The following is a 24,115-nucleotide window of genomic DNA, read 5'->3' as shown; positions in this document are numbered from 1 at the left end:
CCGCGGGCACGGTGGTTGACCTCAGCGGTCAGCGGACACCGCAGGGGCCGGCGCGGTCGGCGTGGGGTCCGCCGGAAGCGCAGGTGAGCGTCGGCCACCGGGGGCGAGGACCGGCCAGAGAAGCAGCGTCGCGATGATCGAAGCGGCTCCGGCGCCGGCCATCACCACACCTGGCGCGAGCACCTCGCTCAGCGCGCCGGCCCCGGCGGCGGCCAGCCCCTGCGCGGCCATCATGCCGGTGCTGACCAGGCCGAACGCCTGTCCTCGGCGTACCTCGGGGACCGCGTCGAGGAACCGCCGGGCCAGCCCGAGCTGGTAGGCGAACCCCGCGGTCGCCACCGCGAAGAGGGTCGCCGCGGGCAGCAGCGCCGGTCGGGCCAGGAACGCCAGCATGGGTACGCCGAGCAGCAGGGCCAGCCACGGCGTCAAGCGTTCCCGCCGGGCCGGCGCCACGAACCGTCCCACCAGCAGGTCGCCGACCAGCATGCCGCCCGCACCGGCCATCAGCAGGATGCCGGCGTTGGCACCCGGCCCGAGGTCGGCCGCGTACGGCACCGCCACCCCCTCGGCACCTACCAGCAGCGACCCGGGCAGCCACTGGGCGAGCAGCAGCCCACGAATCCTGCGGTCGGCGAGTAGCTGCCGGTTCACCCGCAGGGTCTCCCGGAAGGCGCCGGCCCTCGGGCCGCCACCCGTCCGCCCAGCGCGAGCCGGGCGGTGGGCGAGCCCGAACCGCACCAGCAATGCGGAGAGGCCACAGGTCGCCGCGGTCAGCCAGAGCGCGCCGTACGGGCCGACCAGCCCGAGCAGCAGACCACCGACGGCGAAACCGGCCACCTGCGTGCCCCCGGCGGCCACGGTGAGCAGCGAACGACCGAGCACGTACGTGTCACCGTGCAGCATCTCGGGCAGCAACGCGGTACGCGACGCGCTGCTCACCGGACCGAAGAGGGCCACGACGGCGACCAGGCCGAGCATCGCCGACGGGGATAGCGCACCCGTGGCGAGCACCGCCACCATGGCGAGCCGCACCAGGTCGTAGCCGACGATCAGGGCGCGGGCCGGCCACCGGTCGGCCAGGGCCAGCAGGAACAGCCCACCCAGTGCGTGCGGCAGGAATCCGGTGACGTACGCGAGTGCGGCCAGCAGACCGGACCCGGTGCGCTCGTAGACGAGCACGGAGAGGGCGAGCATCTTCACCGTCTCGCCGATTATGAAGATCCCGTAGCTGGCGAAGATCACCCGGAACTCGGCGACGGCGAAGACGTCCCGGAAGGTGGCCTGCCGGTCGGCCACCCTCGGCGCGTTCATGCTGGTGTTGTCCACGCCGTCAAGCGTGGTGGCGGGTACCGGACCGCTCTATCCTTTCGCTGGAGAACGAAAGGTCGGGAGATGCGGATCGAGGTCACCCCGGCGGACGTGGCGGCCAGCCGGTACGCCATCTCACCGCTGGGCGAGGCGGTCTGGGCGCTGCGCGTCCACGCCGGCCAGCACGCCGTGCCGGGGCTGGCCCCCTGGGTGGCCCGCACCCGATCGGTGTTCGAGCGCCTGCGCCGGGACTGCCCGGCGGTGGGCGCGCTGATGGCGCTGCTGCGCCGGGGTGGCTACAACGCAGACTTCATCCAGCCGCCGCCCGACGGCATCGGTCGCACCTTCGCCGACGAACTGGCCGTGGTCCGGGCCACGCCGCTCGGGCAGGCCCGCGACGAACTGTCCCGCAACCTCGCCGGGTTGCGCACCCCACCGGCGTACGCCCGCCGGATCTACGAGTCGCCGGACGTTGTCGACCGGCTGGCCGACGCGATCGAGGCGTCGTGGATGGCCCTGGTACAGCCGGACTGGCCGCGACTGCGGGCGGTGCTGGAGCGGGACCTGGTGCATCGCGCGGGCCGCCTGCTCGCGTACGGCTGGGGGGCCGCCGTGGCCGACCTGGACCCGAGGCTGCGCTGGGTCTCCGGCGGCGGCCTCGGCGCGATCGAGGTGGCCGACCGCGACCCCCGCAGCTACTCGCTGGACGGCCGGGGTCTGCTGTTCATCCCCACGGTCTTCGGCATGATGATCAACTATGTCGAGCCGCCCTGGCCGTTCGCGATCGTCTACCGGGCCTCCGGGGTGGCCGAGCTGCTCGGGCCACCCGACCCGGGTCGACCTGAGGACGCGCTGGACCGGCTGGTCGGGCGGTCCCGGGCGGCGGTGCTGCGGGCACTCGCCCTGCCCGCCACGACCAGTCAGCTCGTCGTGCAACTCGGGATGAGCCTGGGCGGCGTCGGTGACCACCTGTCCGTGCTGCGCGACGCGGGCCTGATCACCCGGGTCCGCTCCGGCCGGTCCGTCCGCTACCGCCGCACCCCGCTCGGCGACGCTCTCACCGCCGACTGACCCCGCTGCTCGGTGTGCCCTCCTTCACTGCACCGCCGAGCGCAGCAGCGGCAGGACGCGGTAGGGAATCTGCTCGGCGAGCGCGATGATCGTGGAGGCGCGGGTGATCCCCTCGTACGCCACGATCTGGTCGATCACCCGCTGAAGGTCGGTGTTCGAGCGGGCCACGATCCGGCAGAGCAGGTCGCCCGTTCCCGTTATGGTGTGCGCCTCCAACACCTCGGGGATCGCCGCCAGATGGCGGGTGACCGGGTCGTGCCCGTGCCGCTGGCTGATCTCCAGGGTGACGAAGCTGGTCACCGTGAAGCCGAGCGCGGCCGGGCCGAGATCCGGGCCGAAGCCGGCGATCACCCCCCGCCCGACCAGCTTGTCGAGCCGCGCCTGGACGGTCCCCCGGGCCACTTGGAGCCGGCGCGAGCACTCCAGCACGCCGATCCGGGGTTCGTCGGCGAGCAGCTCGATGAGTCGCACGTCCAGCTCGTCGAGCTGGGCAATCTGACCAGTGTTCATGCGAAAGCACCATACCGTTTGCGCAACCTGACCAGCCCAGGCGGAGAGGGTTGCCCAGTGCGCCCGGTCACCGCGATGCTCGGCACCAGCAGCACACGATCCGTCGGCTCACGAAGCCGGGCGGTACGCGAGGGAGGCCACCATGACCCAGGCGATCGACCGACCCCAGCCGACCGAGGAGTTGGACGTCGACGCCCTCGTCGGCGCCGTCGACCACGACACCAGCAAGGACCCGTTCCCGGTCAAGGGTCTCGACCACGTGCGGTTCCTGGTGGGCAACGCCAAGCAGGCCGCCCACTACTACTCCACCGCGTTCGGCATGACCTGCGTGGCGTACCGGGGGCCGGAGCAGGGCTACCGCGACCACGCCGAGTACGTGCTGACCAGCGGGTCGGCCCGGTTCGTGCTCACCGGCGCGGTACGCCCCGACGCCGAGGGTGCCGAGCAGGTCGCCCGGCACAGCGACGGCGTCAGCGACATCGCGCTGGAGGTGCCCGACGTCGACGCTGCGTACGCGCACGCCACCGCGCAGGGCGCGACCGGCCTGGTGGAGCCGCACGACGTGACCGACGAACACGGCACCGTACGACTGGCCGCCATCGCCACCTACGGCGACACCCGGCACACGCTTGTGGACCGGTCCCGCTACCAGGGCCCGTTCCTGCCCGGCTTCGCCAAGCGGGGCCCGATCGTGGACCGGCAGCCGATGATCGACGCCGGGGTCCAGCCGAAGCGCTTCTTCCAGGCGGTCGACCACGTGGTCGGCAACGTCGAGCTGGGCCGGATGGACGAGTGGGTCGAGTTCTACCGCCGGGTCATGGGCTTCACAAACATGGCCGAGTTCGTCGGCGACGACATCGCCACCGACTACTCGGCGCTGATGAGCAAGGTCGTCGCGAACGGCACCCGCAAGGTGAAGTTTCCGCTGAACGAGCCGGCCATCGCGAAGAAGAAGTCGCAGATCGACGAGTACCTGGAGTTCTACCAGGGCCCCGGCGCCCAGCACATCGCCGTGGCCACCAACGACATCCTGGCCAGTGTGGACGCGATGCGGGCGGCCGGCGTCGAGTTCCTCGAAACCCCCGACTCGTACTACGACGACCCGGAACTGCGCGCCCGCATCGGCGAGGTACGCGTACCGATCGAGGAACTCAAGTCCCGCAAGATCCTCGTCGACCGGGACGAGGACGGCTACCTGTTGCAGATCTTCACCAAGCCGGTGCAGGACCGCCCGACCGTCTTCTTCGAGCTGATCGAGCGGCACGGCTCGCTCGGCTTCGGCAAGGGCAACTTCAAGGCGCTCTTCGAGGCGATCGAGCGGGAGCAGGAGAAGCGCGGCAACCTGTAACACTGTCGAGCGTGACCCAGCCACCAGCGCACCCGACACCGCCGGCCAGCGAGCCCCCGGCCGGCGGTGCCGCGCCACCCGCCGGCCCACCCTCGGTTCCGGCCCAGTGGGCCCCGCCCGTCCAGCCGCCGCCGGGACACCCGGGTCCGCAGGGGTACGCGTCCCAGCCGCCCTGGCCGGTGGGACCGCCTCCGCCCGGTTGGGCTGCCGGGCCGCCCCCGCCGGTGCTCGGCCCGGGCGGGCAGCCGCTGGCCAGCTTCGGTGACCGGCTGCTGGCCTACCTGATCGACACGGCCATCGCGACCGGCATCATGATGGTGCTCTTCGTACCGGTCTTCCTGGTCTTCTGGTTGCGAACACTCTCCACGCTCAACTGGACCAACCCGGACGGCACACCCGCCGAGCCGGATCTGGCCACCCTGTTCAGCGATCTCGTGTTGCCGATGCTCGTGCTACAGGCCGGGCTGATCGTGCTGTTGCTGGGGCTGTACTGGCTCTATCACGTCGAATACCTGAAGCGGACCGGGCAGACCCTCGGCAAGAAAGTGATGAATCTGCGCGTGGTCTCCCTCGACCCGACCCGCACCCTGGACCGTCGGATGGCTGGAAAGCGGTACCTCGTGCAGTTCGTCGGCGGGTCCCTGGTGCCCGGTGGCAGTTACGTCGACGGCCTCTGGCAGTTGTGGGACAAGCCCTGGCAGCAGTGCCTCCACGACAAGTTCGCCGAGACCGTCGTCGTTAAGGTGTCGAGGTGAACGAGCGCAGCGAGGCCGCGACGTGAGCGTGGCACCCGGTTGGTACGTCGACCCCGCCGACCCGGAGACCCGTAGGTACTGGGACGGCGAGGGCTGGATCGGCGCGCCCATCCCGGTCGACGCCACCCCACCCGAGGGCCCACCCCCGCCCGAGCCCGAGCCGACACCGGAGCCCACCACGCCGGCGTCCGCCTCGGCACCGCCCGCAGCCGACCTGCCCCCCGGCGGCACCCCGCCGGCCACCTGGCCACAAGGCCCGCCGACAGGGCAGCCGGGCGGCGGAACGCCACCGGGCTGGCCTGGCGCTCAGGGGCCGCCGGGCACACCGCCGACCTGGCCGACAGGTGACAGCCCGCATGGGCCGCCGCCCGGCTGGCCGTACCCGACCTGGCCCGGGCGTCCACCGGCACCTCGTCCGCACGGGATGCCGCTCGCCTCGTTCGGTGCCCGGCTGGCTGCCCGGCTGATCGACTTCGGCGTCGTCCTCCTGCTCAACGCCCTGGTCAACGGCTGGTTCGTCTGGCGCTACCTCCAGGAACTCTCGGCACCGCTGAACGAGTTCTGGCGTCGGGTGCAGGCCCAGGACCGCACCACCGACCCGCTGCCCGCCGCCGGCGACCAGGCCGGCGCGCTGGTGGTGACGATCCTGCTCATCGCCACCTCGCTCTGGCTAGCGTACGAGGTGCCGTCAATGGCCGCCCGCGGGCAGACCTTCGGCAAGCGACTGCTGCGCGTCCGGGCGGTGCCGGTCGAGGCGGACGCACCGCTGGGCTTCGGCCGCGCGCTGCGCCGCTGGAACACCCTCGGCCTGCCCACGCTGCTCTGGTACTGCTGCGGCCTCGGCCTGCTGCTCCAACTGATCGACGCGCTCTCACCGCTGTTCGACCATCCGCTACGGCAGGCGCTGCACGACAAGCGGGCGCAGACCGTGGTGGTCCAGCTTCCGCGTACCCCCGACGACCGCGCCAATCCCCCGGGAGAGACCCCATGACCGACGGACGACACCAGGCGGTGGTGCGGCTGACCCGCGCCGACCTGGACGCGCTGCCCAACTACGTGCCCGGACGCAGCCCGGCCGACCTGGCTCGTGAGCTGGGCCTGCCCGAGGCCATCAAACTGGCAAGCAACGAGGTGCCGTACGGCCCGCTGCCCGGCGTGGTGGAGGCGGTCGCCGAGGCTGTCGCCGGCGTGCACCGCTACCCGGACATGGGCGTCGTCGCGCTCCGCCAGGCGCTCGCCGAGCGGTACGGGGTGGACGCCGACCGGGTGGCGACCGGCTGCGGCTCGGTGGCGCTGGCCGAACACCTGGTACGCGCCACCTGCCTGCCCGGCGACGAACTCGTCTACTCGTGGCGCTCGTTCGAGGCGTACCCGATCATCGCGGCGACCAGCGGCGCGACAAGCGTGCAGGTGCCCAACGATGCCGGGCACGAGCACGACCTGGCGGCGATGGCCGCGGCGGTGACCGACCGCACCCGGATGATCCTGGTCTGCAACCCCAACAATCCGACCGGCACCGCGGTACGCCGGGCCGAGTTGGACCGCTTCCTCGACGCCGTACCGGACGACGTGCTTGTGGTGATCGACGAGGCGTACCGCGAGTTCGTCACCGACCCGGAGGTGCCGGACGGGCTGAGCTACGCCGACCGGCCGAACGTGGCGGTGCTGCGCACCCTCTCCAAGGCATGGGGGTTGGCCGGTCTGCGGATCGGCTTCCTGGTCGCGCAGCCGCAGGTGGCGGCGGCGGTCCGCAAGGTCGTCACGCCGTTCTCCACAAGCATGGCCGCACAGGCGGGCGCGCTGGCCGCGCTGGCCCAGGCCGATGAGGTGCGTCGGCGGTGCGCGCTGGTGGTGGCCGAACGCGAGCGCGTCGGCGAGGCGTTGACCAAGCTCGTGCCCGGCGTCCCGGCCAGCCAGGCGAACTTCGTCTGGCTGCCGTTGGGTGACCGCTCGGTGGAGTTCGGCAAGGCGTGCGAGTCGCGGGGCGTGATCGTCCGACCGTTCCCCGGCGACGGGGTGCGGGTCACCATCGGCACGCCGGCCGAGAACGACGCCTTCCTGGTGGCGGCCGAGGCCGCACTGGGCTGAACCGGGCCGGTCCGCCATCCCCCAGCGGACCGGCCCGGAAGTCTCCTACCCCTGCGGCACCGGCTCCCGCTGCTGCGACCGCCGCCGGTACGCGAGGCCGAACAGCAGCGCCAACACCAGTCCCGAGGCGACCAGTCCGCCGGCCAGCACCGTGCTCGACCGGTCGGCGCTGGCCGCCGCCGGGACGGTCTGGCCGCCGAAGCTGACCGTGCCGCTGGCACTGCGCTTCGTCCAGCCGCTGGCCAGGTCGAGCTTCGCCGACCAGGTTCCGTCCGGCAGGCGGCGATCCAGCGCGACCCGGACGGTGGTGCTACCGCCCAGGGGCAGCGTCGCAGCCTCGACCCGTACGGGATCGCTGGACAGGCCGCCCGGCCCGCCCGTGAGCCGGAGTTCCCCGGCCAGGTCGAGCGCCCGCTTCCCGGTGTTGCGCACCTCGGTTGTCACCACCGGCGTGCCGTCGGCCTCCCGGAGGCCGGTCAGCGGCCCGATCTCGAAGCCGGACGGCGGTTCCCCGCCCGGACCCACCGAGAGGTAGATCCGGATGCCGACCCGACCGACGCTGCGCAGGTTCTGCCCGTCAGCGCCGGAGACCTCGGCCCAGACCACCGCGTACCGTTCGCCGGCCTCGGCGTTGCGGGGCACCGCGATGGTCACCAGCACCTCGGCCTGCTCCTCGGGATTCAGGTCCAGTTCCGGCCGGTTCACCGTGACCCAACTGCTCAGTTCGTTCTCGGTGCGCCCGGGCGCGAAAACGAAGCCCTGGTTGTCGACGTCGGCGGCGGCGGCGTACACCGCGACCGGGCTGCGGGACTCGCCGCGGTTCTGGACCATCACCCGACGCTCGAATTCGGTGCCGGGCCGGACGTGGTCCACGATGTACTTGTGTGCCCGGCTGTCGTCGCGTCGGTCGACCGGCGCGTCGAGCAACCGGATGCCGACCGCTGGGGCCGGGCCGACCGGGCTCACGCTCGCACTCGGTCGATGGGACGGTTTGGGTGCCCGGTCCTCCCGGCGCGGCTCTGCCGCCGCCGGCTCGGCGACAGGTGCCGCCCGCACGGTGGATCCGGCGGGCTCGACCTGGCGGACGGACGCGACAGCCGGGCCACCATGCCGCTCGACCGATGCCGCGAAGGAGGGTGCCGTCGCCCCGGCCGTGACCAGGAGAGTCACGGCCAGACCGGCGGGGCGAGCCGCGTCACGCCACCGAATGGGTCACCGTCGCACTGTAGGTGCCGGCCACGGCGGTCGGCGGCACGTTGACCCGCAGGCCCGGATCCCAGGTGGCCGAGTTGTTGCCGCTACCGGAGGTCTTCGAGAAGGCGGTCCGAGGCACGGCAAGGGTCACCCGGTCGGCAGCCGTCGGTTGACCGGGAACGAAGGTGCCGAGGCCGGTGGTGGAGGTGGCCGGCCCGGACCAGTACTCGACCTGGCTGGGGGCGATCAGTTCGGCCGCACCACCGCCACCGGTGACGAACTCGGTGATGCTCACCGTCGTCGTCCAGGTGGCGGTCAGGGCGGCCCGCTGGTCGACCACCTGTACCGGCCCGATCTGCCCCTCGATGAAGGTGTCGGCGAAGGTGGATCCGAGGTTCACCGAGGGCGGCGCGAAGACGTCCAGATTGGCGGTGCCAACGGTAAAGGTGACGATGGTGTCGTCGGTCGGCGAGGCGGCGGCCGGTGTCGCCAGGGCCACCACGGCGGCCGCAGCGACGGTCAGGGCAAGCAGTGGCTTCTTCATGTCGTCGACGCTAAATTCGCGTGTAGGCTGTAGAAGGCATTTTTTGGACATATCACCCTTTAGGCGACGGAGTGCGTGATCGTCCCGGTGTAGACGCCCGCCACAACGCTGGACGGAATGGCGACGCGGATGGTCGGCACCCAGCGGACCTCGTTGTTGCCGTTGCCCGAGATTTTCCGAAAGGCCTCCCGGGGCACGTTGAGCGTGACGGCCTGGGCCTGGGTCGGCTGTCCGGGCACCAGGGTGCCGCCACCGGTGCTCCGGGTGGCCGGGCCGGACCAGTAGGAGACCTGCCCGTTGGCGATGGTCCGCTGCGGCCCACCACCACCGGTGACAAAGACGGTGGCCGAGACGGTCGCGATCCAAGCGTTGGGATTCACCGGACCCCGTACGTCATTGACCTGCACCGGGCCGAGTTGGCCGGTAAGCGTGCCACCCGTGAAGCCGGTCCCCAGGTTGACCGACGCCGGCACGGTGATGTCCACCCCCTCCGTGAGGGCCGACACGACACCCCGACCAAACGGCGCAGCGCCGACCGGCGGAGTGGCCGAAAGAACGAGGGTCGCCCCCAGCAGGGCCGCAAGCAGTCGCACCCGTGTGACTATAGGCGACTTATGTCCGATTTAACGCTTTTTGTGGCGTACCTTCAGGTGGCGGCGATGATCAACGGCTCGGCGGTCAGGTAGTAGCGCTTGTCGTCCCCGTCCGGGTCGACCGGGCGGCGAAGCCGCTCCACCGCCACGTACCCGTCGGCTGCGTACGCGTCGCCCGGCGCCCAGCCGGTGCCGTCGGACCCGATGTTCAGCACGAACCGCGACCGCTGCGCGCCCGTGGCCGGGTCCAGCGTGACGAGTTCGTTTCCCTCGGTCAGCACGTGCACCCGGCCCGGTTGAACGGCGATCACCCGGCCCGGGCCGACCTCGACCCGCCAGCGTTGCCTGTCGTCCGTCGCAGAGCGGCCGACCAGCGCCCCGTCCACCATGCCGACCGTTGTCTCGTCGACCAGCTCGACACCCGGGTCGTCCAGAGCCGTCGACGGGATCGGCTCCCCTGAGCCGAGCAACCAGCCTCGGGCGGACGCGTCGCCCGGCCCTGACGTCCGCAGCGCGGCACACCCGGCGCCGCCCGGCGCGCAGCCGATCAGCGTCGCCGACAGCTCGTCACCGGCATCCGGCGGTCGCCACCGGACCTGCACGATCCCGGTGGTCGGATCACGGAACTCGATCACCGTCGGCCCGTCGCAGCTGTCCACGCTGAGCAGCTGGCCCCTGGCACTGGTGCCCACCGGCTGGTGGCAGCCGGCACCGATCGCGGCTCGCCACAGCTGCCCGCCATCGGTCAGGTCGACCGCCCGGACCTCACCGTCGCCGGAGCTGACGACCACGTGACGGCCGTCGTCGGTCCGGCTCACCGCAAGCCCGCTCGGCCGCCAGACGACGGCCGTACCGGTACGCCGCGCCGCACGCTCCGACGCCGGCTCCGGCCCGTCCGCCCGCCAGGCGACCCGACCGGAACGCGCGTCGAGCGCCACGAGCTGGCCGTCCGACCACCGGCTCACCACAGTCGTCCCGCTCGCCACCACCGCGTCCAGGCTCGCCGGCCAGCGCCGGAACGACCAGTGCGGGGTGCGTCTGCTGCGGCTGTCGACCGGTTGGTCGGCGTAGACCTGCCGAGGCGCGGCGTACACCCGCAGCCGACCGTCGACGATCAGCGGAGCAACCGGCAGGCGGCCGGTCACCCCGGGGGCCAGCATGCTCCGCGCCGGGTAGTCGTCCCGGGCGAAGGTGCTCACCTCTGCCGGCGCCAGGACCCGGTACGCGACGACCCCGACCGTCGCGGCGACACCCACCGCCGCCACCGCCGCCACGAACCGCCGCCGACCCGACGCCCACCCCATGCCGCACCTCCGCACGGCACCCTACCCAGCCGCTTCCGGGCCCGCCCCCGAGCCGCCCCGCCAAACCCACCCACCAAGCCCGCCGAGCCGCACTCGCCCGCCGAGCCGCACTCGCCCGCCGAGCCCGCCGAGCCCGGACTCGCCGCCGGCCCGTCCCGACATGCGGCATGCCGCGCCCTCGCGATGGGCGTGATGCCGCTGTTTGCCGCAACTCGCGAGAACACCGCTCGGGCCCTGGGGCGTAAAGCGGGAAGACGGGCGACGAGGGCTGGGTCAAATGACTTCGGCGTGGCGGGCACCGGCCGCGGCGGCCAAGGCGGCTATGTCCTGCCGCAGTACCTTTTCCGCAGCTCGCACTGCCAGCCCGCCGAGCAGCAGTGCCAGCGCCCGGCTGGTTGTCGCAGCCGGCTGAGCCCGCACCGTCACCGTCACCGAGGTGTGGCGACGCCCGCGACTGCAGACCTCCCGTAGCGCCCAGATGATCCGGTAGTCCACACCGTCACCGGGCGAGCCGAGGATCAGCCGCCGGGGCGGCTCGGCGGCCAACACGACGAACTCCTCGGCCACCGTGCCGCCGCCCGGTCGCGTTCGGATCTCCCGCCAGCTCGTACCCGGGCCGAACGTTCCCGGCGTCAGCAGTTGCACGGGCCGATCGCCGCACCTGGACCGGGACAGGTCGGTGAGCACCCGCCACAGATCGGCCGCGGATGCCGCGACCAACCCGTTTACCGCAACGGTCGACATGCCACCTCCCGTGGCACCGACGGTACGCGGCGTGAGCGTGGCGCGGGGTCCCCGAGCGGAGAATCCCCCACCGGAGACCCCCTGCGGGCATCAGCCGACGAACCGGCCATCCCGGATCGCGTCGACGAATGCGGTCCAGCCCGGTGGGCTCACCACGAGCACCGGTCCGGCCTGGTCCTTCGAGTCGCGGATGCCCACCACACCGTGGACAGCGGCCAGATTGTCGGCCACCTCCACGCAGAGGCCCTGGTCGTTGGAACGGCTGCTGGTCCGCCAGACCGCGTCCACGAGATCGTGCATCGTCGTCATCTCCCTCAGTTTCGACGTTCCGCCAGCCGGGGCCGGGCCGACCGGAAAGGGGAGCACCGGCCGGCCCGGCGCGGCATGGCGACGGAATTCCGAGGCGATCAACGAAGGCGGTGACGGTCCTCGATCGCACCCGCTGTGCGATCAAGGACAGCTGTCGGGTTCAGGTCAGTTCGACGGCAGGACGGTGCCCGTGACCTCGCCCAACGTGAGGGTGGTGTCGTCCGGGCCGGGTGCGGTCGCGGTGATCGTCACTGTGTCACCGTCGGCCAGGAAGGTGCGTTCCGTCCCGCCCACGGTGACCGGCTCGGTGCCGCCCCAGCTGAGTTCCAGAAACGAGCCGACCTGGTCGCGCCGCGGGCCGGAGACGGTTCCGGAGGCGTAGAGGTCGCCGGTGCGTAGCGAGGCACCGTTGACGGTCAGGTGCGCCAGTTGCTGAGCCGGGGTCCAGTACATGCCGGCGAAGGGCGGCTCGCTGACCGGCTCCCCGTTCCAGACCACCCGCAGCTGTAGGTCCAGTCCCAGGTGCGGCTCGTCACGCAGGTACTCGGCCACCGGCGGATCCTGCGCCGGGCCCGCGACGAACGCGTGCCGCAGCGCGTCGAGCGGAGTGACCCAGGCGGCGACCGAGGTGGCGAACGACTTGCCCAGGAACGGCCCGAGCGGCTGGTACTCCCATGCCTGGATGTCCCGCGCCGACCAGTCGTTGACCAGCACCACACCGAAGACGTGATCGGCGAAATCGGTGGCGGCCACCGGGCGGCCGAGCGGGCTCGGTACGCCGACCACGAACCCGACCTCGGCCTCGATGTCCAGGCGCGCTGACGGGCCGAACGTCGGCCCATCCGAGCTGGGGCGTTGGCCCTGCGGACGCACCACCGGGGTGCCGGAGACCACCACCGTGCCGGCCCGGCCGTGATAGCCGATCGGCAGGTGTTTCCAGTTCGGCAGCAGCGGAGGCTGCCCGGGGCGGAAGATCAGGCCGACGTTCGACGCGTGGTGTTCCGAGGAGTAGAAGTCGACGTAGTCGGCGACCTCGAAGGGCAACTCCATCCGCACCTCGTCGACGGGCACCAGCAGTGGCTCCACCGCCGCCCGGTGCGTCGGCTCGGTGAGCAGCTCGGTGATCCGATCCCGCACCGCGGTCCACTGCGGCCGCCCCAGCGCCAGGAACGCGTTCAGCGTCGGCCTGCGCAGCGCCCCGCCGGCCAGCACCAGCTCGGCGGCCTCCGCCCCGGCCAGGTCCAGCACCAGGTCGCCGACGCGGACGCCGATGCGCGGCTCGCCGTCGCCCACCCGGAACACCCCGTACGGCAGGTGGTGTACGCCGTACCCGGAACCCGCCACACCCGGAACCCAGCTCATGCCGGCCCTCCGCGTCGCTCCGCGCCGCCGCGCTGACGCTCGCTCATGCTTCGAAGCCTCCGTTCACCAGCCCGAGCCGGATCAGATCGGTAAGTGGTTCCACGATGCTGCACGACCCGAACCCCACCCACAGCGGGCGCGCCGAGTCGTGCCGGCCGTCGACCGCCTGCACCAGCGGTCGCTCGTCGCGGACGGTGAGCAGCTCGGCGACGGCACCGACGGATGCCCCGTCGGCGGCGGCTAGGGTCGCGGCGAGCACGTTGCCGAACCCGTGGTGGGTGAAGCCGGTCTCCGGGTCCACGTGCCGCACCGCATGGTGCAGCCCGGCGGTCAGCTTGAACGGCAGGTCCCGGTCCCGGCAGGCGCAGATCACCGCGGCCAGCTCGGCGGGGTTCGGGAACAGTTCGGCGGCCAGTCCGCCGGTACGGAACTTGGCGGCGACCGGTATCCCGCGGGTGCGCGCGTCGGCGAGCGCGTCCAGGGCGCTCATCAGCCCGAAGGTGAGCGGGATCTCCGCGTAGACGGGGACGTCGTCCAGCCGCTCGGCGAGCTTTACAAGCTCGGTCAGTCCAGGTTGCGGGTCCTCGCCCCGGCGGGCGACCGGTGCCTCGACCTGTCGTGCGGTCACCCCGAGCGGGGGCAGGAGCGACAGCGCGAAGGGCAGCCGGTCGAGGCCGGTGTCGCCGATCAGCCCGATGGCGAGGCCCTCGGCCGGGTCGACCAGGCCGCTCAGCCCATCCGCCGTGATCGCCGAGGCGGGTAGCAGCAGCGGGCCGACCAGGTCGGCGTACCACGCGGCACGGTGCCGCCGGTGGGCGCCGACGGCCTCGGGCAGCGGAGCGCTGCCCGGCGGAAAGACTGCGGCGTCGTCGACCAGACCGGCGACGAGAGTGGGCGGCTGCGTTGACACGAGACAAGAATGTACGGGACGCTTCAAGAAGCGGACAACAGTGTCCGATTATCGGACGCAAGGCGGACCGGGAGGGCGAGATGCCGTACTACCGCAGCGTCGGCGAGCTGCCACGCAAGCGCCACACCCAGTTCCGGCAGCCGGACGGCAGCCTCTACACCGAGGAGCTGATGGGCCAGGAGGGCTTCTCCTCCGACTCGTCCCTGCTCTACCACCGGTACGCCCCGACCGCGATCGTCGCCGCCGAGGAGTTCACCCCGCCGGCCGTGACCCGGATGCCGAACCTGCCGCTCAAGCCCCGGCACCTGCGTACCCACAAACTCGACGGAACCGGTGCGGACCCGGTCCTCGGCCGGCGGTACCTGCTCGCCAACGACGACGTGCGGATCGCCTACGTCCTGGCCGACCGCCCCTCGCCGCTGTTCCGCGACGCCACCGGCGACCACTGCCTGTACGTCGAGGCGGGCACGCTGCGGGTCGAGTCGACGTTCGGCGTACTCGACGCGGTGGCCGGCGACTACGTGATCATCCCGACCTCGACGGTGCACCGCCTGGTGCCCACCGGCGACACCCCGACCCGGCTACTCGCTGTGGAGGCGTCCGGGCACATCGGCCCGCCCAAGCGCTACCTCTCCGTACGCGGTCAGTTCCTGGAACATTCGCCGTACTGCGAGCGCGACGTCCGGGGGCCGGACGCCCCGTTGCTTGTCGAGGGCACCGACGTGGAGGTGCTGGTCCGCCATCGCCGGGGTTGGACCCGGCACGTCTACGCCAATCACCCGTTCGACGTGGTCGGGTGGGACGGGCACCTCTACCCGTGGGCGTTCTCCATCCACGACTTCGAGCCGATCACCGGCCGGATCCACCAGCCGCCGCCGGTGCACCAGACCTTCGCCGGCCCGAACTTCGTGATCTGCTCGTTCGTCCCCCGCAAGGTCGACTACCACCCGGACGCCATTCCGGTGCCCTACCACCACCACAACGTCGACTCCGACGAGATGCTCTTCTACACCGGGGGCAACTACGAGGCGCGGCGCGGCTCCGGCATCGAGCAGGGCTCCATCTCGCTGCACCCGTCCGGCTTCACGCACGGACCGCAGCCAGGCGCGGCGGAACGCGCCATCGGGGTGGACTTCTTCGACGAGCTGGCGGTCATGGTCGACACCTTCCGCCCACTCGACCTTTGCGACGCGGCGGCCGAATGCGAGGACGACGGGTACGCCTGGACCTGGGCCCGCCGCCCTTAGTGCGATGTCCAGGACACCGCACTAGCGATGTCCGGCCACCGGCCGGCCGACGATCGCCAACCGGGCGGCGGTGGCGACCGCGATGGCCAGAACCAACGGCCACGGGGTGCCGAGCAGGGCGTAGAGCAGGATCAGCGCAGGTGCCGCTGCGGCGGCGTACACGGCCAGGGCGAGCGGTCGGTCGGTGCGCCGCAGCACCGGCAGGATGGTTCGGGTCAGTCCGGGCAGCCGGGACGCGTGCTGCCGGAGCACGATGCCGCCGCCGGCAGCCGCCACCACGGCCAGCAGTCGGGAGAACCCGGAGCCGGTCGCGGTCGAACAGGCGACCACGGTGGCGGCAACCACCGACCATCCGGCGCCCCAGAGCACGAACTGCCGCAGTGCCGCCGGCACCGGCTGGCGTGCGACGACCGGCCCGATGCCGTGCTGTCCCGGCCAGGCTGCACCACGCCCGGCCGGCTCGGGGTCTCCGGCGCGTGCCGGCCGACCGGCGGGCACGTCTCCGCCCTGCGCCGGCCAGCTCGGGCGTTCCTCCGGCCCGGCGGGACGGCCGGCGTCGGCGTCACCCGCAGCCGGCCGACCCGACTCCTCCTGGGCGGTGCCCGGCCGGTCCTGATCGTCGCTGGCCTCGTCCGGCCGGGTTGATTCGTCCCGCACCTCGTCAGCGCGGCGCGGATCGGTCGGCGGCAGGTTCGCCACCGCCGCTTCGGCCAGTCGCTCCAGCGCAGCGCTCCACCGGCGCTGTTCCAGCCGCAGTACCCCGACGTCGTCGCCCGTCTCCGCCAGGCGCGGGTCCAGCCGCAGCGCCTCCCGGTACGCCCGCTCCGCCAGGTCGTACATCCGCATGTTGGCCGCGACCAGACCCAGCACCAGGTGGCCCTGCGGTTCCTCGGGGGCCAGCTCCACCCCGCGCCAGGCCGCGTTCAACGCCGGCTGGCCGTTGCGGGAGCCGGCCAGGATCGCCGCCGCGCTGCGCTGGGCGTACGCGTCCGCCGGGCCCAGGGCCAGGATCGCATCGGCGGTACGGGCGGCCTCGGCATACCGTTCGAGGTCGCCGAGGGCCAGCCCACGGACGACAAGCGGGGGCACCTGTCCCGGCGCGGCGGTCACCGCGGCCTCGGCGGCGGCAAGCGCCTCGGTCGGTCGGCCGGCGGCCAGGTGAACCCGGGCCAGCATGGTCGACACGCTGGCGGCGGCCGGGTCGAGGGCCAGTGCGAAGCCGAGTTCGGCCACCGCCTCGTCGTAGCGGCCCAGCTCGGCGAGGAGCGTGGCGCGTTCGAGGTAGCCGTCGGCGGCGGGCGGGTCGGTGGGGACGTCGGCGGACATCGCGGCGAGCCTAGGCGCTCGGCTGCTCGTACACCAGGGCGACGGCGATCCCGGCGAGCCCCTCGCCGCGCCCGGTGAAGCCCAGGCCGTCGGTGGTGGCGGCGGAGACGGTGACCGGCGCGCCGACGGCCTCGGACAGCACCTGCTGGGCCTCGTCCCGACGTGGGCCGATCTTCGGCCGGTTCCCCACCACCTGCACGGACACGTTGCCGATGGCGAAGCCGGCGGAGCGTACCCGGCGGGCTGTCTCGGTGAGCAGGGCCACCCCGCTCGCTCCGGCCCACTCGGGCTGCCCCACCCCGAAGTTGGCGCCGAGATCACCGAGACCGGCCGCGGAGAGCAGCGCGTTGCAGGCGGCGTGGGCGGCCACGTCCGCGTCCGAGTGCCCGGCCAGGCCGTCCTGCTCCGGCCAGTACAGACCGGCCACCCAGCAGGGTCGACCGGCCTCGAAGGCGTGCACGTCGGTCCCGATGGCCACCCGAGGAACGATCATGAGCCGAGGGTACGCGCTACCGCCCGGTCGCCAGCAGGTGCTCGGCCAGCGCCAGGTCGAACGGCCTGGTGATCTTCAGCGCGTGTTCCGAACCGGGCACGCAGTGCACCGAAACGCCCTGCTTCTCGACCAGCCCGGCGTCGTCGGTGAGGGCGTCGGCGGCAGCGGCGTGGGCTGCGGTCAGCACCGCCCGGCGGAATCCCTGGGGGGTCTGCACGGCGCGCAATGCGGCCCGGTCGACGGTGCCGAGCACCTTCTCGTCCGCGTCGACCTCCTTGATCGTGTCGACGACCGGCAGCACCGGGATCACCGCGTCATGGCCCGCCCGGACCGCCGCGGCCACCGATTCCACAAGCGCGGGCGGGGTGAGTGCGCGAGCCGCGTCGTGCACCAGGACGATCTCGGGACCGGCGGGTACCGCGGCGAGCGCGGCGGCCACCGACGCCTGCCGTTCCGCGCCTCCGGGAACCACGGTCACCGGGGCGATCGGTGCGAGAAGTTCACCCACGGCCGCCACCTCCGCGACCGGCGCGGCCACCACGATGCTGTGCACCGAGGGGGCTTCGGCCAACCGACGGACCGCGTGCACCAGCAACGGTTCACCGGCCAGCAGCCGCAGTGCCTTCGGCCGACCGGGCCCGAGGCGTACACCGGCTCCGGCCGCAGGCACGAGGACCGCGACGTCACCGCACGGATTGAGCTGCGCGGTCACGTCGCGGTCCTCGACGGTTTGTTCGCTACGAATCGGGTACGACGATGCTGTGCGGCCTAGGCCTCCGTCAGCACCTTGTCGAGCAGCGTCTCCGCCTCGTCCTTGGTGCTCTTCTCGGCCAGCGCGACCTCGCCGACCAGAATGTCGCGGGCCTTGGCGAGCATGCGCTTCTCGCCCGCGGACAGCCCCCGCTCCCGCTCGCGACGCCACAAGTCACGGACGACCTCGGCCACCTTCAGCGGGTTGCCGGAAGCCAGCTTCTCCAAATTCGCCTTGTAACGCCGCGACCAGTTGGTCGGCTCCTCGGTGTGCGGAGCCCGGAGAACGTCGAAGACCTTGCCGAGGCCCTCTTCGCCAACCACCTCGCGCACACCCACGATCTCGGCGTTCTCGGCTGGTACCCGGACCGTCAGGTCACCCTGCGCGACCCTCAGGACGAGGTACTGCTTGGGCTCGCCCTTGATGACCCGAGTCTCGATTGCCTCGATGAGTGCGGCCCCGTGGTGGGGGTAAACAACGGTCTCGCCGACACTGAAAACCATAGGTTCGAAACCCCTTTCGCTGTGTCTAGGGTAACACGCTCAGGCACCGATGTCTCACCGCTGTCCTGACCGTTGGCGCAGCTCAGGGGCCCTGTGAGAGGTATTTCTTCGGCTTGACAGACCATCCAGACGATGATTCGAACACGTTGAGTAACCTTGGGATGACCCCCGGACACCGCCGCCGTGGACGTGGAGATCCGGGAGAACAAGCGCCGAGGCCCTGCAACACACCCGCTGGAGATCAAGGGCTACGCACCCGTTCCATGATATCGCGCCGCAGCCCGACGCGGGCAGCGGTAGCGGTACCCGGCCCGGTGCGGGACGCTTGAGGAGTGCCGCGTCCGCACACCCGTGAGGTTCCAGGGGGTCGTAATGGGCAAGGCTGATGCCGATGGTCCCGGGCTGCCCGACCTGCCGCCGGAATGGGGCCGGGTGGTCATCCCGGACGACCTGGCGGCCCTGACAGACGAGGCCGAACAGGTCCGTCGTGAGCTGCGCCGGGCGGCGGACCAGCGCCGCCGGCGTCCGCCCACCGGACCGGTGATCGTGCTGATCGTCGCGGTCCTGACCACCCTCGCCGGCCTGGCCGCCGTCACCTGGCCCAGGGCCGGCCGGACCGGACCGGGGGCCAGCACGCCCGACCCGGCACCGGCGCAGCTGACCGGTCGCCCCCTGCCCGCGCTCGACCTGGTCGACGGCGGGCAGTCACCGGTGGCGCTACGAGGGCTGCTGCCGGTGGTGGTGCTGCTGGTGGACGGTTGCGCCTGCCCGGAGCAGGTCGCCGAGGCGGCGACGGCAGCACCGGCCGGGGTGACCGTGGTCACCGTGGCCGCGGCCCGGCCACGGGCAGCACCGCCGGGGACACAGGTGCGTTCGCTCGCCGATCCGGCCGGAGGACTACGTGCCTTCCTGCACCTGCCGGCCAGCCAGGACGGCGTGACCGCCCTGCTCGCCGACCGCACCGGCCGGATCACGCTTGTGGTACCCGAGGTCACCTCGATCGCCGACCATCACGCCGAACTGTCCCGACTCGCCGACTGAACCCCCGCGAACGGACCGGCGGAACGGTCGCCACGGCTCACCTCAAGGCGATCAACCGGGCCTCGATCTGGAGCGGCTCCGACCCGGCTGGCGAGAACGACAACCGGGCCGCAGCGCCGGTGCCGGCGAGTTCCATCATGACCTGCCCACCGTCGCAGCCCACCGTCATCGGGGCCGCTGACCGGGCGCCGCTGACGGCTACCAGCAGCTCGCCCGGACCAGTGCAGCGCAGGCGCAACAGGTGCCGCTCGCCCCGCTCCATCCGGGTCTGCCGGACAACCGCCCCGCCGGAGCTGAGCCTCGCCGACTCGGTCCAGACCAGGTCGGTCCCGCCCGCCCGCCAGCCGCTCGATCCGGCGGAACCCGTCACAGTGCGCTGCGCCGGCCCGTCGTGCGTTCCGGCCACCGCACCGGTGCGCGCGTCGACCAGGACGGAGGAGGTGGCATTGGGAAGCTCGGGCACCGTGTCGCCGGTGACCGGGTCCTCCCGCCAGTACGTGACGGACGACGACCCGTCCGGCGCGAGACCCGCGCCGGTCGGCCACTCCGGTGCCGCTATTTGCCACCACCAGCCGCCGAGGGTCAGCGCCGCCACCGCGGCGGCGGCCAGCAGTGCCCCGCGCAGCCGATGGGTGGCATCGACGTCCATACCAGAAGGGTAGCTCTACTGGATGATCAGGCGTGCCGCTCCAGCAGGGCGGCGTAGAGGGTCAACCCAGGCCCGAAGGCCAGCATCACCACCCGGCGCGGTGCCGGTGCCGACCGGAACAGGCGGTCGAGGATCAGCAGCACCGTCGGCGAGGAACAGTTGCCGTGCTCGTTCAGCGTCTCCCGGGACGCCGCCAACGCCGTCGGCGCCAGCCCCAGCTCCCGCTCCACCACGTTGAGGATGCGTGGACCACCCGGGTGCACGGCCCAGCCGTCCACCTCCGACCGGCGGGTGCCGTGCCGGGCCAGTACCTCGTCGACCAGCCCTCGGACGTGCGCCGACAGCACCTGCGGCACCTTCGGCGACAGCCCCATCCGGAAACCGGTGTCGGTCACCTCCCAGGTCATGTGGTCGGCGGTGGAGGTGTCGGTCACCGAGGCGACCTCACGCACGGCGTACCCCCGCCCGCCGGGAACGACAACCGCGGCGACCGCGGCATCGGAAAAGAGCGCGTGGGAAACGATCTGCTGGGTGTCCATCCGGGCCGACGAGGGCTGCAGGTGCAAACTGGTCAACTCGGCGCAGAGCAGCAGCGCGGGACGCCCCCGCGCGGTGACGAAGTCAGCCACCGCACCCAACCCCGGCAGAGCCGCGTAGCAGCCCATGTGACCGACGAACATCCGCTGGGTCGTCGCGGCCATGCCCAGATCCCGGGCGAGCAGGATGTCCAGCCCGGGAGTGGCGTACCCGGTGCACGAGCACACGACGAAGAGGCCGACGTCACGGGCGTCCAGCCCGGCGGCGGTCAACGCCCGGCCGACCGCCTCCTTTCCCAGCGGCAACGCCTCGACCTGGTAACGGAGCATCCGTCGCTCGGTCGGCCACTCGGAGACGTCCTCAAGCAACGGGTTGACCGCCGCCTGCCGCCGGGTCACTCCGGAATGCGCGAAGATCCGCTCGGCCAACGCGCGGGTGGAGCCGGAGAAGTGCTGGGAGAAGAACTTCTCCCACAACTCCTGCTGGTCGGCCGAGGGCGGATGGGCCGTGCCCAGGCCCGCGATCACCGGTACGGACACGGTCCCACCTTCCTCTCGCAAGCTCACATCCGGCGCTCGCCAGTCCCGCCCCGGTTCGCGACCGCGGGGCTCGCAAGCTCATTCCCTCACGCTCACCAACGAGGACTCGATCCGTCACGGTCCGGGTCACCGCCGAGTGTGGCGATGCCGAGCCAGTCGGCGCAGACGTCCGAGGTGGCCGGGTGCAGCGACCCGCAGCGGGCGTCGCGGTACAGGCGTTCCAGCGGATGACCCCGCCGGGTGGCGGAGGTGCCGGCCGCCTCCAGCATGGACGCGGCCACGTCCGCCGCGGTGGTGCCGGCCAACAGCTTGGCCCGCCACACCCACCGGTTGGTCTCCTCGTCGCCCGGCGCCTCGTCCACTCGTCGAGCCGCCTCGGCGACCACCAGCTCCGCCGCCGCCACGGCGGCGTCGGCGCGACCCAGGCGGGCTCGTACCGCCGGCAGCCCGGCGAGGTTCCGGGCGTTGAGGTGTTCCACGGCCGCGTCGATCGCCGCCCGGGCCACCCCCACGTAGACGGCCGCGTAGCTGGCCACCAGCCAGTGCGGCATGAGCTGGGCCACCACCAGGGCCAGCCCCTCGACCCCGCCGAGCAGCCGGTCGGTGCCGACGGTCACGTCGAGGTGCAGGTCGTGCGAGGCGGTGGCGCGCATGCCGAGGGCGTCCCAGGTCGGCTCGACGGTGAGACCCTCCCCCGCCGGAACCAGGAACTGCGAGACCACCGACGGGTCGGCGGCGCTGCGGGCCGCCACCAGGTAGCCGTCGGCGTGACCGGCACCGGAGCAGAAGGTCTTGCTGCCCTTGATCCGCCAGCCGCCGTCGACCGGTTCGTAGACCGTGGCGAGCTGGGACAGCCGGGCACCCGCGCCCCGCTCGCTCATCGCGACCGCATACCACGCCCCGTCGGCCGCCGCCCGCAACAGGCGGTCGCGGGCAGCCAGCGCCTCCGCCGGTACGCCGAGCGCCTCGGCCAGTTCCTCGGTGACCGCGCCGAGCGCCCCGGTGACCGAGGCGTGCATGTTGAACACCAGCGCGGTGGCACCATTGCCCCGAGCCAGTTCGGTGGCGACGGCGGCGTAGGCCGCGAAGGTGGCACCGGTGCCACCCAGTTCGGCGGGGACCATCAGCCCGAACAGCCCCGCCTCTCGCAGGTCGGTGAAGTCGTCGACGGGAAACGAGCCGTCCCGGTCGTGCGTGGCGGCCCGCGCCGCCAGCCGGGGCGCCAGCCGCCGGGCCGCCGCCGGCGCTCCACTGCGCTCGGTCATGGATGGAACCCCCTCTTCGGCCATTGCCATACCCTCACCTGAATCAGCTATCCGTCGCGTACCCCGTGACCCTGGTAGAGCACCGCTCTCGACCCGGTCGGCACGATGCGCGGTGCCTGACCGGCTGGCGTCGCGGCACCCGTCGCCTGCCGCAGCAGCCACCGCAGCAGCCCCGGTACCCCTGGCCGGACACCACGGACCCGCAGGTCGACGCCGTGTCGGGCGCACTCGGCGACCAACTCCCGATCGTCCACGAACAACCGAGGATCGTGGATGCCGCGCGGCACGGTGGGCAGACGTTCGGCGATTCGGACGGCGACCAGCCGGGCCAGCGCGGTGTCGTTGAGGGTGTCCAGCACCAGCAGGCCGCCGGGCCGCAGCAGGCGACACGCCTCGGCCACCGCCGCCCGCCAGTCCGGGACGTGCTCCAGCAACTCGCCAGCGGCGACCACGTCTGCGCAGCCGTCCACTAGCGGTACCGCCGTGGCGTCGCCGTTGACCGCCGTCACGCCGCGCACCGCCGCCTGCGCCAGCGCCGAACGGGTCAGGTCCACCCCAACGTGTCGGTAACCCTTGCCGACCAGGTGTGGGGCGAGCAGCCCGGCCCCGCAGCCCAGGTCGACCAGGAGCGCACCGGGTCGCGCCGCCGGGGGCACCAGCGCGGCCCGCGCCCGGGCCAGCCAGTGCAGCATGGCGAACACGCCGTCCGGCCGCCACCACTCGTCCGCCAGGTCGTCGTACTGGCGCGGATCGTTGCGGGGCAGCACGCGGCCGGCGTCACGCATGGCAACGAGCGTGGCACGACTCCCCGGTAACGACCAGACTTCCGTTATGTCGTCGACGGTGTTAGGGCTGGTCAGAGCGAGCCATCCGGAGCCGACCGCGGCGGTCACCACAGTGGCTGGTCTGCTCGCCGTCGGTGTCGGGCATCCACCCGGCGGCGTGATCGCGGTGGTGCTCACCGTGGCTGCCAGCCAGTTCACCGTCGGGTGGACCAACGACCTGCTCGACGCGGATCGCGATGCCGCGGTCGGGCGTACCGACAAGCCGTTGGCCGCCGGTGCGCTCGGCCGGCGTACCGTGGCGGCGGCCGCCGCCGTGGCCGCCACCGCGACCGTGGCGCTGGCCCTGACCACCAACCCGACGGCGGCGATCTGCGCCATTGTCGCCCTGGTCTCGGCGCTGCTCTACGACTGGCCGCTGAAGTCCACCCCGATCTCGGTGCTGCCGTACGCGATCTCCTTCGGCGCGCTCCCCGCCTTCGTGGTGCTGGCGCTGCCCGACGCTCCGCCGCCCCCGGCCTGGCTGGTCGTCGCGGCGGCGCTGCTCGGCGCGGGCGCCCACTTCGCCAACGTGCTGCCCGACTTCGCCGACGACGCCCGGACCGGGGTCCATGGACTGCCGCATCGACTCGGCGCGACGGGAAGCCGGGCGGCCGCCGTCGGGCTGTTGATCGCGGCGACCGTCACGTTGGTACTCGGGCCGCCCGGACCACCGTCGGGCGTGGGTCTCGCGGCGGTCGGCGCCACCGTCGTGATCTTCATCGTGGCCTGGTACGCGGGCAGGACCGGCGATCACGCCGGAGCCCGGCCGGTGGCCGCCTTCCGGGCGGTGCTGCTGGTCGCCCTGATCGACGTCGCCCTGCTGGTCACGAACGGTCGGCTCGGCTGAGTCTCACCCCGGCAGGTGGCCGCACCGGGTCGGCGTGCGGGCCACGATCAGCT

The 24,115-nt window shown here is 72.5% G+C and carries 26 protein-coding genes; 8 read left to right on the top strand and 18 right to left on the bottom strand.

The window, feature by feature from the left end; genetic code table 11:
• Nucleotides 1–21: 21 nt before the first annotated feature.
• Entirely contained in the window at nt 22–1,311 is a 1,290-nt protein-coding gene (locus AB0J93_RS04250) for an MFS transporter (protein ID WP_363918546.1), read from the bottom strand.
• 81 nt (nt 1,312–1,392) lie between these two features.
• On the opposite strand from AB0J93_RS04250, the gene AB0J93_RS04245 reads away from it, so the two are divergent.
• Nucleotides 1,393–2,379 carry a helix-turn-helix domain-containing protein gene (locus AB0J93_RS04245; protein WP_363918018.1) on the top strand — a complete coding sequence of 329 codons (987 nt, stop codon included), beginning with the start codon at nt 1,393–1,395 and terminating at the stop codon, nt 2,377–2,379.
• Between the two features lie 24 nt (nt 2,380–2,403).
• Here the strand turns inward: AB0J93_RS04245 and AB0J93_RS04240 are convergent, their stop codons facing one another.
• On the bottom strand, nt 2,404–2,889 hold the full coding sequence (locus AB0J93_RS04240; RefSeq protein WP_363918016.1) for an Lrp/AsnC family transcriptional regulator: 486 nt from the start codon (nt 2,887–2,889) through the stop codon (nt 2,404–2,406).
• A gap of 142 nt (nt 2,890–3,031) precedes the next feature.
• Here AB0J93_RS04240 and hppD point away from each other — a divergent pair, with 142 nt between their 5' ends.
• The 4 genes from hppD to hisC are packed head-to-tail and all read left to right on the top strand — an operon-like array spanning nt 3,032 to nt 7,080.
• Nucleotides 3,032–4,237 carry a 4-hydroxyphenylpyruvate dioxygenase gene (hppD, locus tag AB0J93_RS04235; protein WP_363918014.1) on the top strand — a complete coding sequence of 402 codons (1,206 nt, stop codon included), beginning with the start codon at nt 3,032–3,034 and terminating at the stop codon, nt 4,235–4,237.
• An 11-nt stretch (nt 4,238–4,248) separates the two neighbouring features.
• On the top strand, nt 4,249–4,992 hold the full coding sequence (locus tag AB0J93_RS04230) for an RDD family protein (protein ID WP_363918012.1): 744 nt from the start codon (nt 4,249–4,251) through the stop codon (nt 4,990–4,992).
• A 22-nt stretch (nt 4,993–5,014) separates the two neighbouring features.
• On the top strand, nt 5,015–5,983 hold the full coding sequence (locus tag AB0J93_RS04225; protein WP_363918010.1) for an RDD family protein: 969 nt from the start codon (nt 5,015–5,017) through the stop codon (nt 5,981–5,983).
• Nucleotides 5,980–7,080, top strand: a complete 1,101-nt coding sequence (hisC, locus tag AB0J93_RS04220) for a histidinol-phosphate transaminase (RefSeq protein ID WP_363918008.1) — start codon at nt 5,980–5,982, stop codon at nt 7,078–7,080. The genes AB0J93_RS04225 and hisC overlap by 4 nt, the downstream gene beginning before the upstream one ends.
• Nucleotides 7,081–7,125: 45 nt before the next feature.
• Here hisC and AB0J93_RS04215 read toward each other — a convergent pair whose 3' ends face one another.
• From AB0J93_RS04215 to AB0J93_RS04180, 8 genes are all read right to left on the bottom strand, one after another.
• Nucleotides 7,126–8,046, bottom strand: a complete 921-nt coding sequence (locus AB0J93_RS04215) for a hypothetical protein (RefSeq protein ID WP_363918006.1) — start codon at nt 8,044–8,046, stop codon at nt 7,126–7,128.
• A 229-nt stretch (nt 8,047–8,275) separates the two neighbouring features.
• A complete protein-coding gene (locus tag AB0J93_RS04210; RefSeq protein WP_363918004.1) occupies nt 8,276–8,818 on the bottom strand; it encodes a hypothetical protein in 543 nt (180 codons plus the stop codon).
• A gap of 59 nt (nt 8,819–8,877) precedes the next feature.
• Nucleotides 8,878–9,411 (bottom strand): hypothetical protein, encoded by a 534-nt coding sequence (locus tag AB0J93_RS04205; RefSeq protein ID WP_363918002.1) that lies wholly within the window; start codon nt 9,409–9,411, stop codon nt 8,878–8,880.
• A 53-nt stretch (nt 9,412–9,464) separates the two neighbouring features.
• A complete protein-coding gene (locus tag AB0J93_RS04200) occupies nt 9,465–10,715 on the bottom strand; it encodes a PQQ-binding-like beta-propeller repeat protein (RefSeq protein ID WP_363918000.1) in 1,251 nt (416 codons plus the stop codon).
• 273 nt (nt 10,716–10,988) lie between these two features.
• Complete coding sequence (locus AB0J93_RS04195) at nt 10,989–11,459, bottom strand: SRPBCC family protein (protein ID WP_363917998.1); 471 nt, start codon at nt 11,457–11,459, stop codon at nt 10,989–10,991.
• A 90-nt stretch (nt 11,460–11,549) separates the two neighbouring features.
• Nucleotides 11,550–11,759 carry a DUF397 domain-containing protein gene (locus tag AB0J93_RS04190; protein ID WP_363918544.1) on the bottom strand — a complete coding sequence of 70 codons (210 nt, stop codon included), beginning with the start codon at nt 11,757–11,759 and terminating at the stop codon, nt 11,550–11,552.
• Nucleotides 11,760–11,933: 174 nt separating this feature from the next.
• The gene (fahA, locus tag AB0J93_RS04185; RefSeq protein WP_363917996.1) at nt 11,934–13,130 is read right to left on the bottom strand and encodes a fumarylacetoacetase; all 1,197 of its coding nucleotides are present in this window, start codon (nt 13,128–13,130) and stop codon (nt 11,934–11,936) included.
• Nucleotides 13,131–13,173: 43 nt separating this feature from the next.
• The gene (locus tag AB0J93_RS04180) at nt 13,174–14,040 is read right to left on the bottom strand and encodes a hypothetical protein (RefSeq protein WP_363917993.1); all 867 of its coding nucleotides are present in this window, start codon (nt 14,038–14,040) and stop codon (nt 13,174–13,176) included.
• Nucleotides 14,041–14,120: 80 nt separating this feature from the next.
• On the opposite strand from AB0J93_RS04180, the gene AB0J93_RS04175 reads away from it, so the two are divergent.
• A complete protein-coding gene (locus AB0J93_RS04175) occupies nt 14,121–15,287 on the top strand; it encodes a homogentisate 1,2-dioxygenase domain-containing protein (protein ID WP_363917991.1) in 1,167 nt (388 codons plus the stop codon).
• A gap of 21 nt (nt 15,288–15,308) precedes the next feature.
• Here AB0J93_RS04175 and AB0J93_RS04170 read toward each other — a convergent pair whose 3' ends face one another.
• The 4 genes from AB0J93_RS04170 to AB0J93_RS04155 are packed head-to-tail and all read right to left on the bottom strand — an operon-like array spanning nt 15,309 to nt 18,360.
• Nucleotides 15,309–16,613 carry a tetratricopeptide repeat protein gene (locus AB0J93_RS04170; RefSeq protein WP_363917989.1) on the bottom strand — a complete coding sequence of 435 codons (1,305 nt, stop codon included), beginning with the start codon at nt 16,611–16,613 and terminating at the stop codon, nt 15,309–15,311.
• 10 nt (nt 16,614–16,623) lie between these two features.
• Nucleotides 16,624–17,106 carry a 2-C-methyl-D-erythritol 2,4-cyclodiphosphate synthase gene (gene ispF, locus AB0J93_RS04165; RefSeq protein ID WP_363917987.1) on the bottom strand — a complete coding sequence of 161 codons (483 nt, stop codon included), beginning with the start codon at nt 17,104–17,106 and terminating at the stop codon, nt 16,624–16,626.
• 16 nt (nt 17,107–17,122) lie between these two features.
• Nucleotides 17,123–17,818, bottom strand: a complete 696-nt coding sequence (gene ispD, locus AB0J93_RS04160) for a 2-C-methyl-D-erythritol 4-phosphate cytidylyltransferase (RefSeq protein WP_363917985.1) — start codon at nt 17,816–17,818, stop codon at nt 17,123–17,125.
• A gap of 56 nt (nt 17,819–17,874) precedes the next feature.
• On the bottom strand, nt 17,875–18,360 hold the full coding sequence (locus AB0J93_RS04155; protein WP_007073334.1) for a CarD family transcriptional regulator: 486 nt from the start codon (nt 18,358–18,360) through the stop codon (nt 17,875–17,877).
• 372 nt (nt 18,361–18,732) lie between these two features.
• On the opposite strand from AB0J93_RS04155, the gene AB0J93_RS04150 reads away from it, so the two are divergent.
• Entirely contained in the window at nt 18,733–19,401 is a 669-nt protein-coding gene (locus tag AB0J93_RS04150; protein ID WP_363917983.1) for a hypothetical protein, read from the top strand.
• A 37-nt stretch (nt 19,402–19,438) separates the two neighbouring features.
• Here AB0J93_RS04150 and AB0J93_RS04145 read toward each other — a convergent pair whose 3' ends face one another.
• From AB0J93_RS04145 to AB0J93_RS04130, 4 genes are all read right to left on the bottom strand, one after another.
• Nucleotides 19,439–20,050, bottom strand: coding sequence for a hypothetical protein (locus AB0J93_RS04145; RefSeq protein ID WP_363917981.1), 612 nt, complete (start codon nt 20,048–20,050; stop codon nt 19,439–19,441).
• Between the two features lie 26 nt (nt 20,051–20,076).
• Complete coding sequence (locus AB0J93_RS04140) at nt 20,077–21,126, bottom strand: type III polyketide synthase (protein WP_363917979.1); 1,050 nt, start codon at nt 21,124–21,126, stop codon at nt 20,077–20,079.
• 92 nt (nt 21,127–21,218) lie between these two features.
• The gene (locus tag AB0J93_RS04135) at nt 21,219–22,391 is read right to left on the bottom strand and encodes an acyl-CoA dehydrogenase family protein (protein ID WP_363917977.1); all 1,173 of its coding nucleotides are present in this window, start codon (nt 22,389–22,391) and stop codon (nt 21,219–21,221) included.
• 47 nt (nt 22,392–22,438) lie between these two features.
• Entirely contained in the window at nt 22,439–23,176 is a 738-nt protein-coding gene (locus AB0J93_RS04130) for a methyltransferase domain-containing protein (RefSeq protein ID WP_363917975.1), read from the bottom strand.
• Between AB0J93_RS04130 and AB0J93_RS04125 the strand changes: the two genes are divergently transcribed.
• Nucleotides 23,175–24,062 carry a UbiA family prenyltransferase gene (locus tag AB0J93_RS04125; RefSeq protein ID WP_363917973.1) on the top strand — a complete coding sequence of 296 codons (888 nt, stop codon included), beginning with the start codon at nt 23,175–23,177 and terminating at the stop codon, nt 24,060–24,062. The two genes, AB0J93_RS04130 and AB0J93_RS04125, sit on opposite strands and share 2 nt — an antisense overlap.
• Nucleotides 24,063–24,115: the final 53 nt, after the last annotated feature.

It is taken from the genome of Micromonospora sp. NPDC049374 (assembly GCF_040677165.1).
Classification (GTDB): Bacteria; Actinomycetota; Actinomycetes; order Mycobacteriales; family Micromonosporaceae; genus Micromonospora.
The sequence above is the reverse complement of the archived record's forward strand: the minus strand, read 5'-3'. Positions and strand labels throughout refer to the sequence as shown.

Coding starts and splice junctions, on each gene's coding strand:
- AB0J93_RS04240 (WP_363918016.1), bottom strand. CDS start 2,889: ATGAACACTGGTCAGATTGCCCAGCTCGACGAGCTGGACGTGCGACTC.
- AB0J93_RS04245 (WP_363918018.1), top strand. CDS start 1,393: ATGCGGATCGAGGTCACCCCGGCGGACGTGGCGGCCAGCCGGTACGCC.
- ispF (WP_363917987.1), bottom strand. CDS start 17,106: ATGATCGTTCCTCGGGTGGCCATCGGGACCGACGTGCACGCCTTCGAG.
- fahA (WP_363917996.1), bottom strand. CDS start 13,130: ATGAGCTGGGTTCCGGGTGTGGCGGGTTCCGGGTACGGCGTACACCAC.
- AB0J93_RS04130 (WP_363917975.1), bottom strand. CDS start 23,176: ATGCGTGACGCCGGCCGCGTGCTGCCCCGCAACGATCCGCGCCAGTAC.
- AB0J93_RS04210 (WP_363918004.1), bottom strand. CDS start 8,818: ATGAAGAAGCCACTGCTTGCCCTGACCGTCGCTGCGGCCGCCGTGGTG.
- AB0J93_RS04200 (WP_363918000.1), bottom strand. CDS start 10,715: ATGGGGTGGGCGTCGGGTCGGCGGCGGTTCGTGGCGGCGGTGGCGGCG.
- AB0J93_RS04190 (WP_363918544.1), bottom strand. CDS start 11,759: ATGCACGATCTCGTGGACGCGGTCTGGCGGACCAGCAGCCGTTCCAAC.
- AB0J93_RS04170 (WP_363917989.1), bottom strand. CDS start 16,613: ATGTCCGCCGACGTCCCCACCGACCCGCCCGCCGCCGACGGCTACCTC.
- AB0J93_RS04135 (WP_363917977.1), bottom strand. CDS start 22,391: ATGACCGAGCGCAGTGGAGCGCCGGCGGCGGCCCGGCGGCTGGCGCCC.
- AB0J93_RS04150 (WP_363917983.1), top strand. CDS start 18,733: ATGGGCAAGGCTGATGCCGATGGTCCCGGGCTGCCCGACCTGCCGCCG.
- AB0J93_RS04125 (WP_363917973.1), top strand. CDS start 23,175: ATGGCAACGAGCGTGGCACGACTCCCCGGTAACGACCAGACTTCCGTT.
- AB0J93_RS04155 (WP_007073334.1), bottom strand. CDS start 18,360: ATGGTTTTCAGTGTCGGCGAGACCGTTGTTTACCCCCACCACGGGGCC.
- AB0J93_RS04195 (WP_363917998.1), bottom strand. CDS start 11,459: ATGTCGACCGTTGCGGTAAACGGGTTGGTCGCGGCATCCGCGGCCGAT.
- AB0J93_RS04145 (WP_363917981.1), bottom strand. CDS start 20,050: ATGGACGTCGATGCCACCCATCGGCTGCGCGGGGCACTGCTGGCCGCC.
- AB0J93_RS04175 (WP_363917991.1), top strand. CDS start 14,121: ATGCCGTACTACCGCAGCGTCGGCGAGCTGCCACGCAAGCGCCACACC.
- AB0J93_RS04250 (WP_363918546.1), bottom strand. CDS start 1,311: ATGAACGCGCCGAGGGTGGCCGACCGGCAGGCCACCTTCCGGGACGTC.
- hisC (WP_363918008.1), top strand. CDS start 5,980: ATGACCGACGGACGACACCAGGCGGTGGTGCGGCTGACCCGCGCCGAC.
- hppD (WP_363918014.1), top strand. CDS start 3,032: ATGACCCAGGCGATCGACCGACCCCAGCCGACCGAGGAGTTGGACGTC.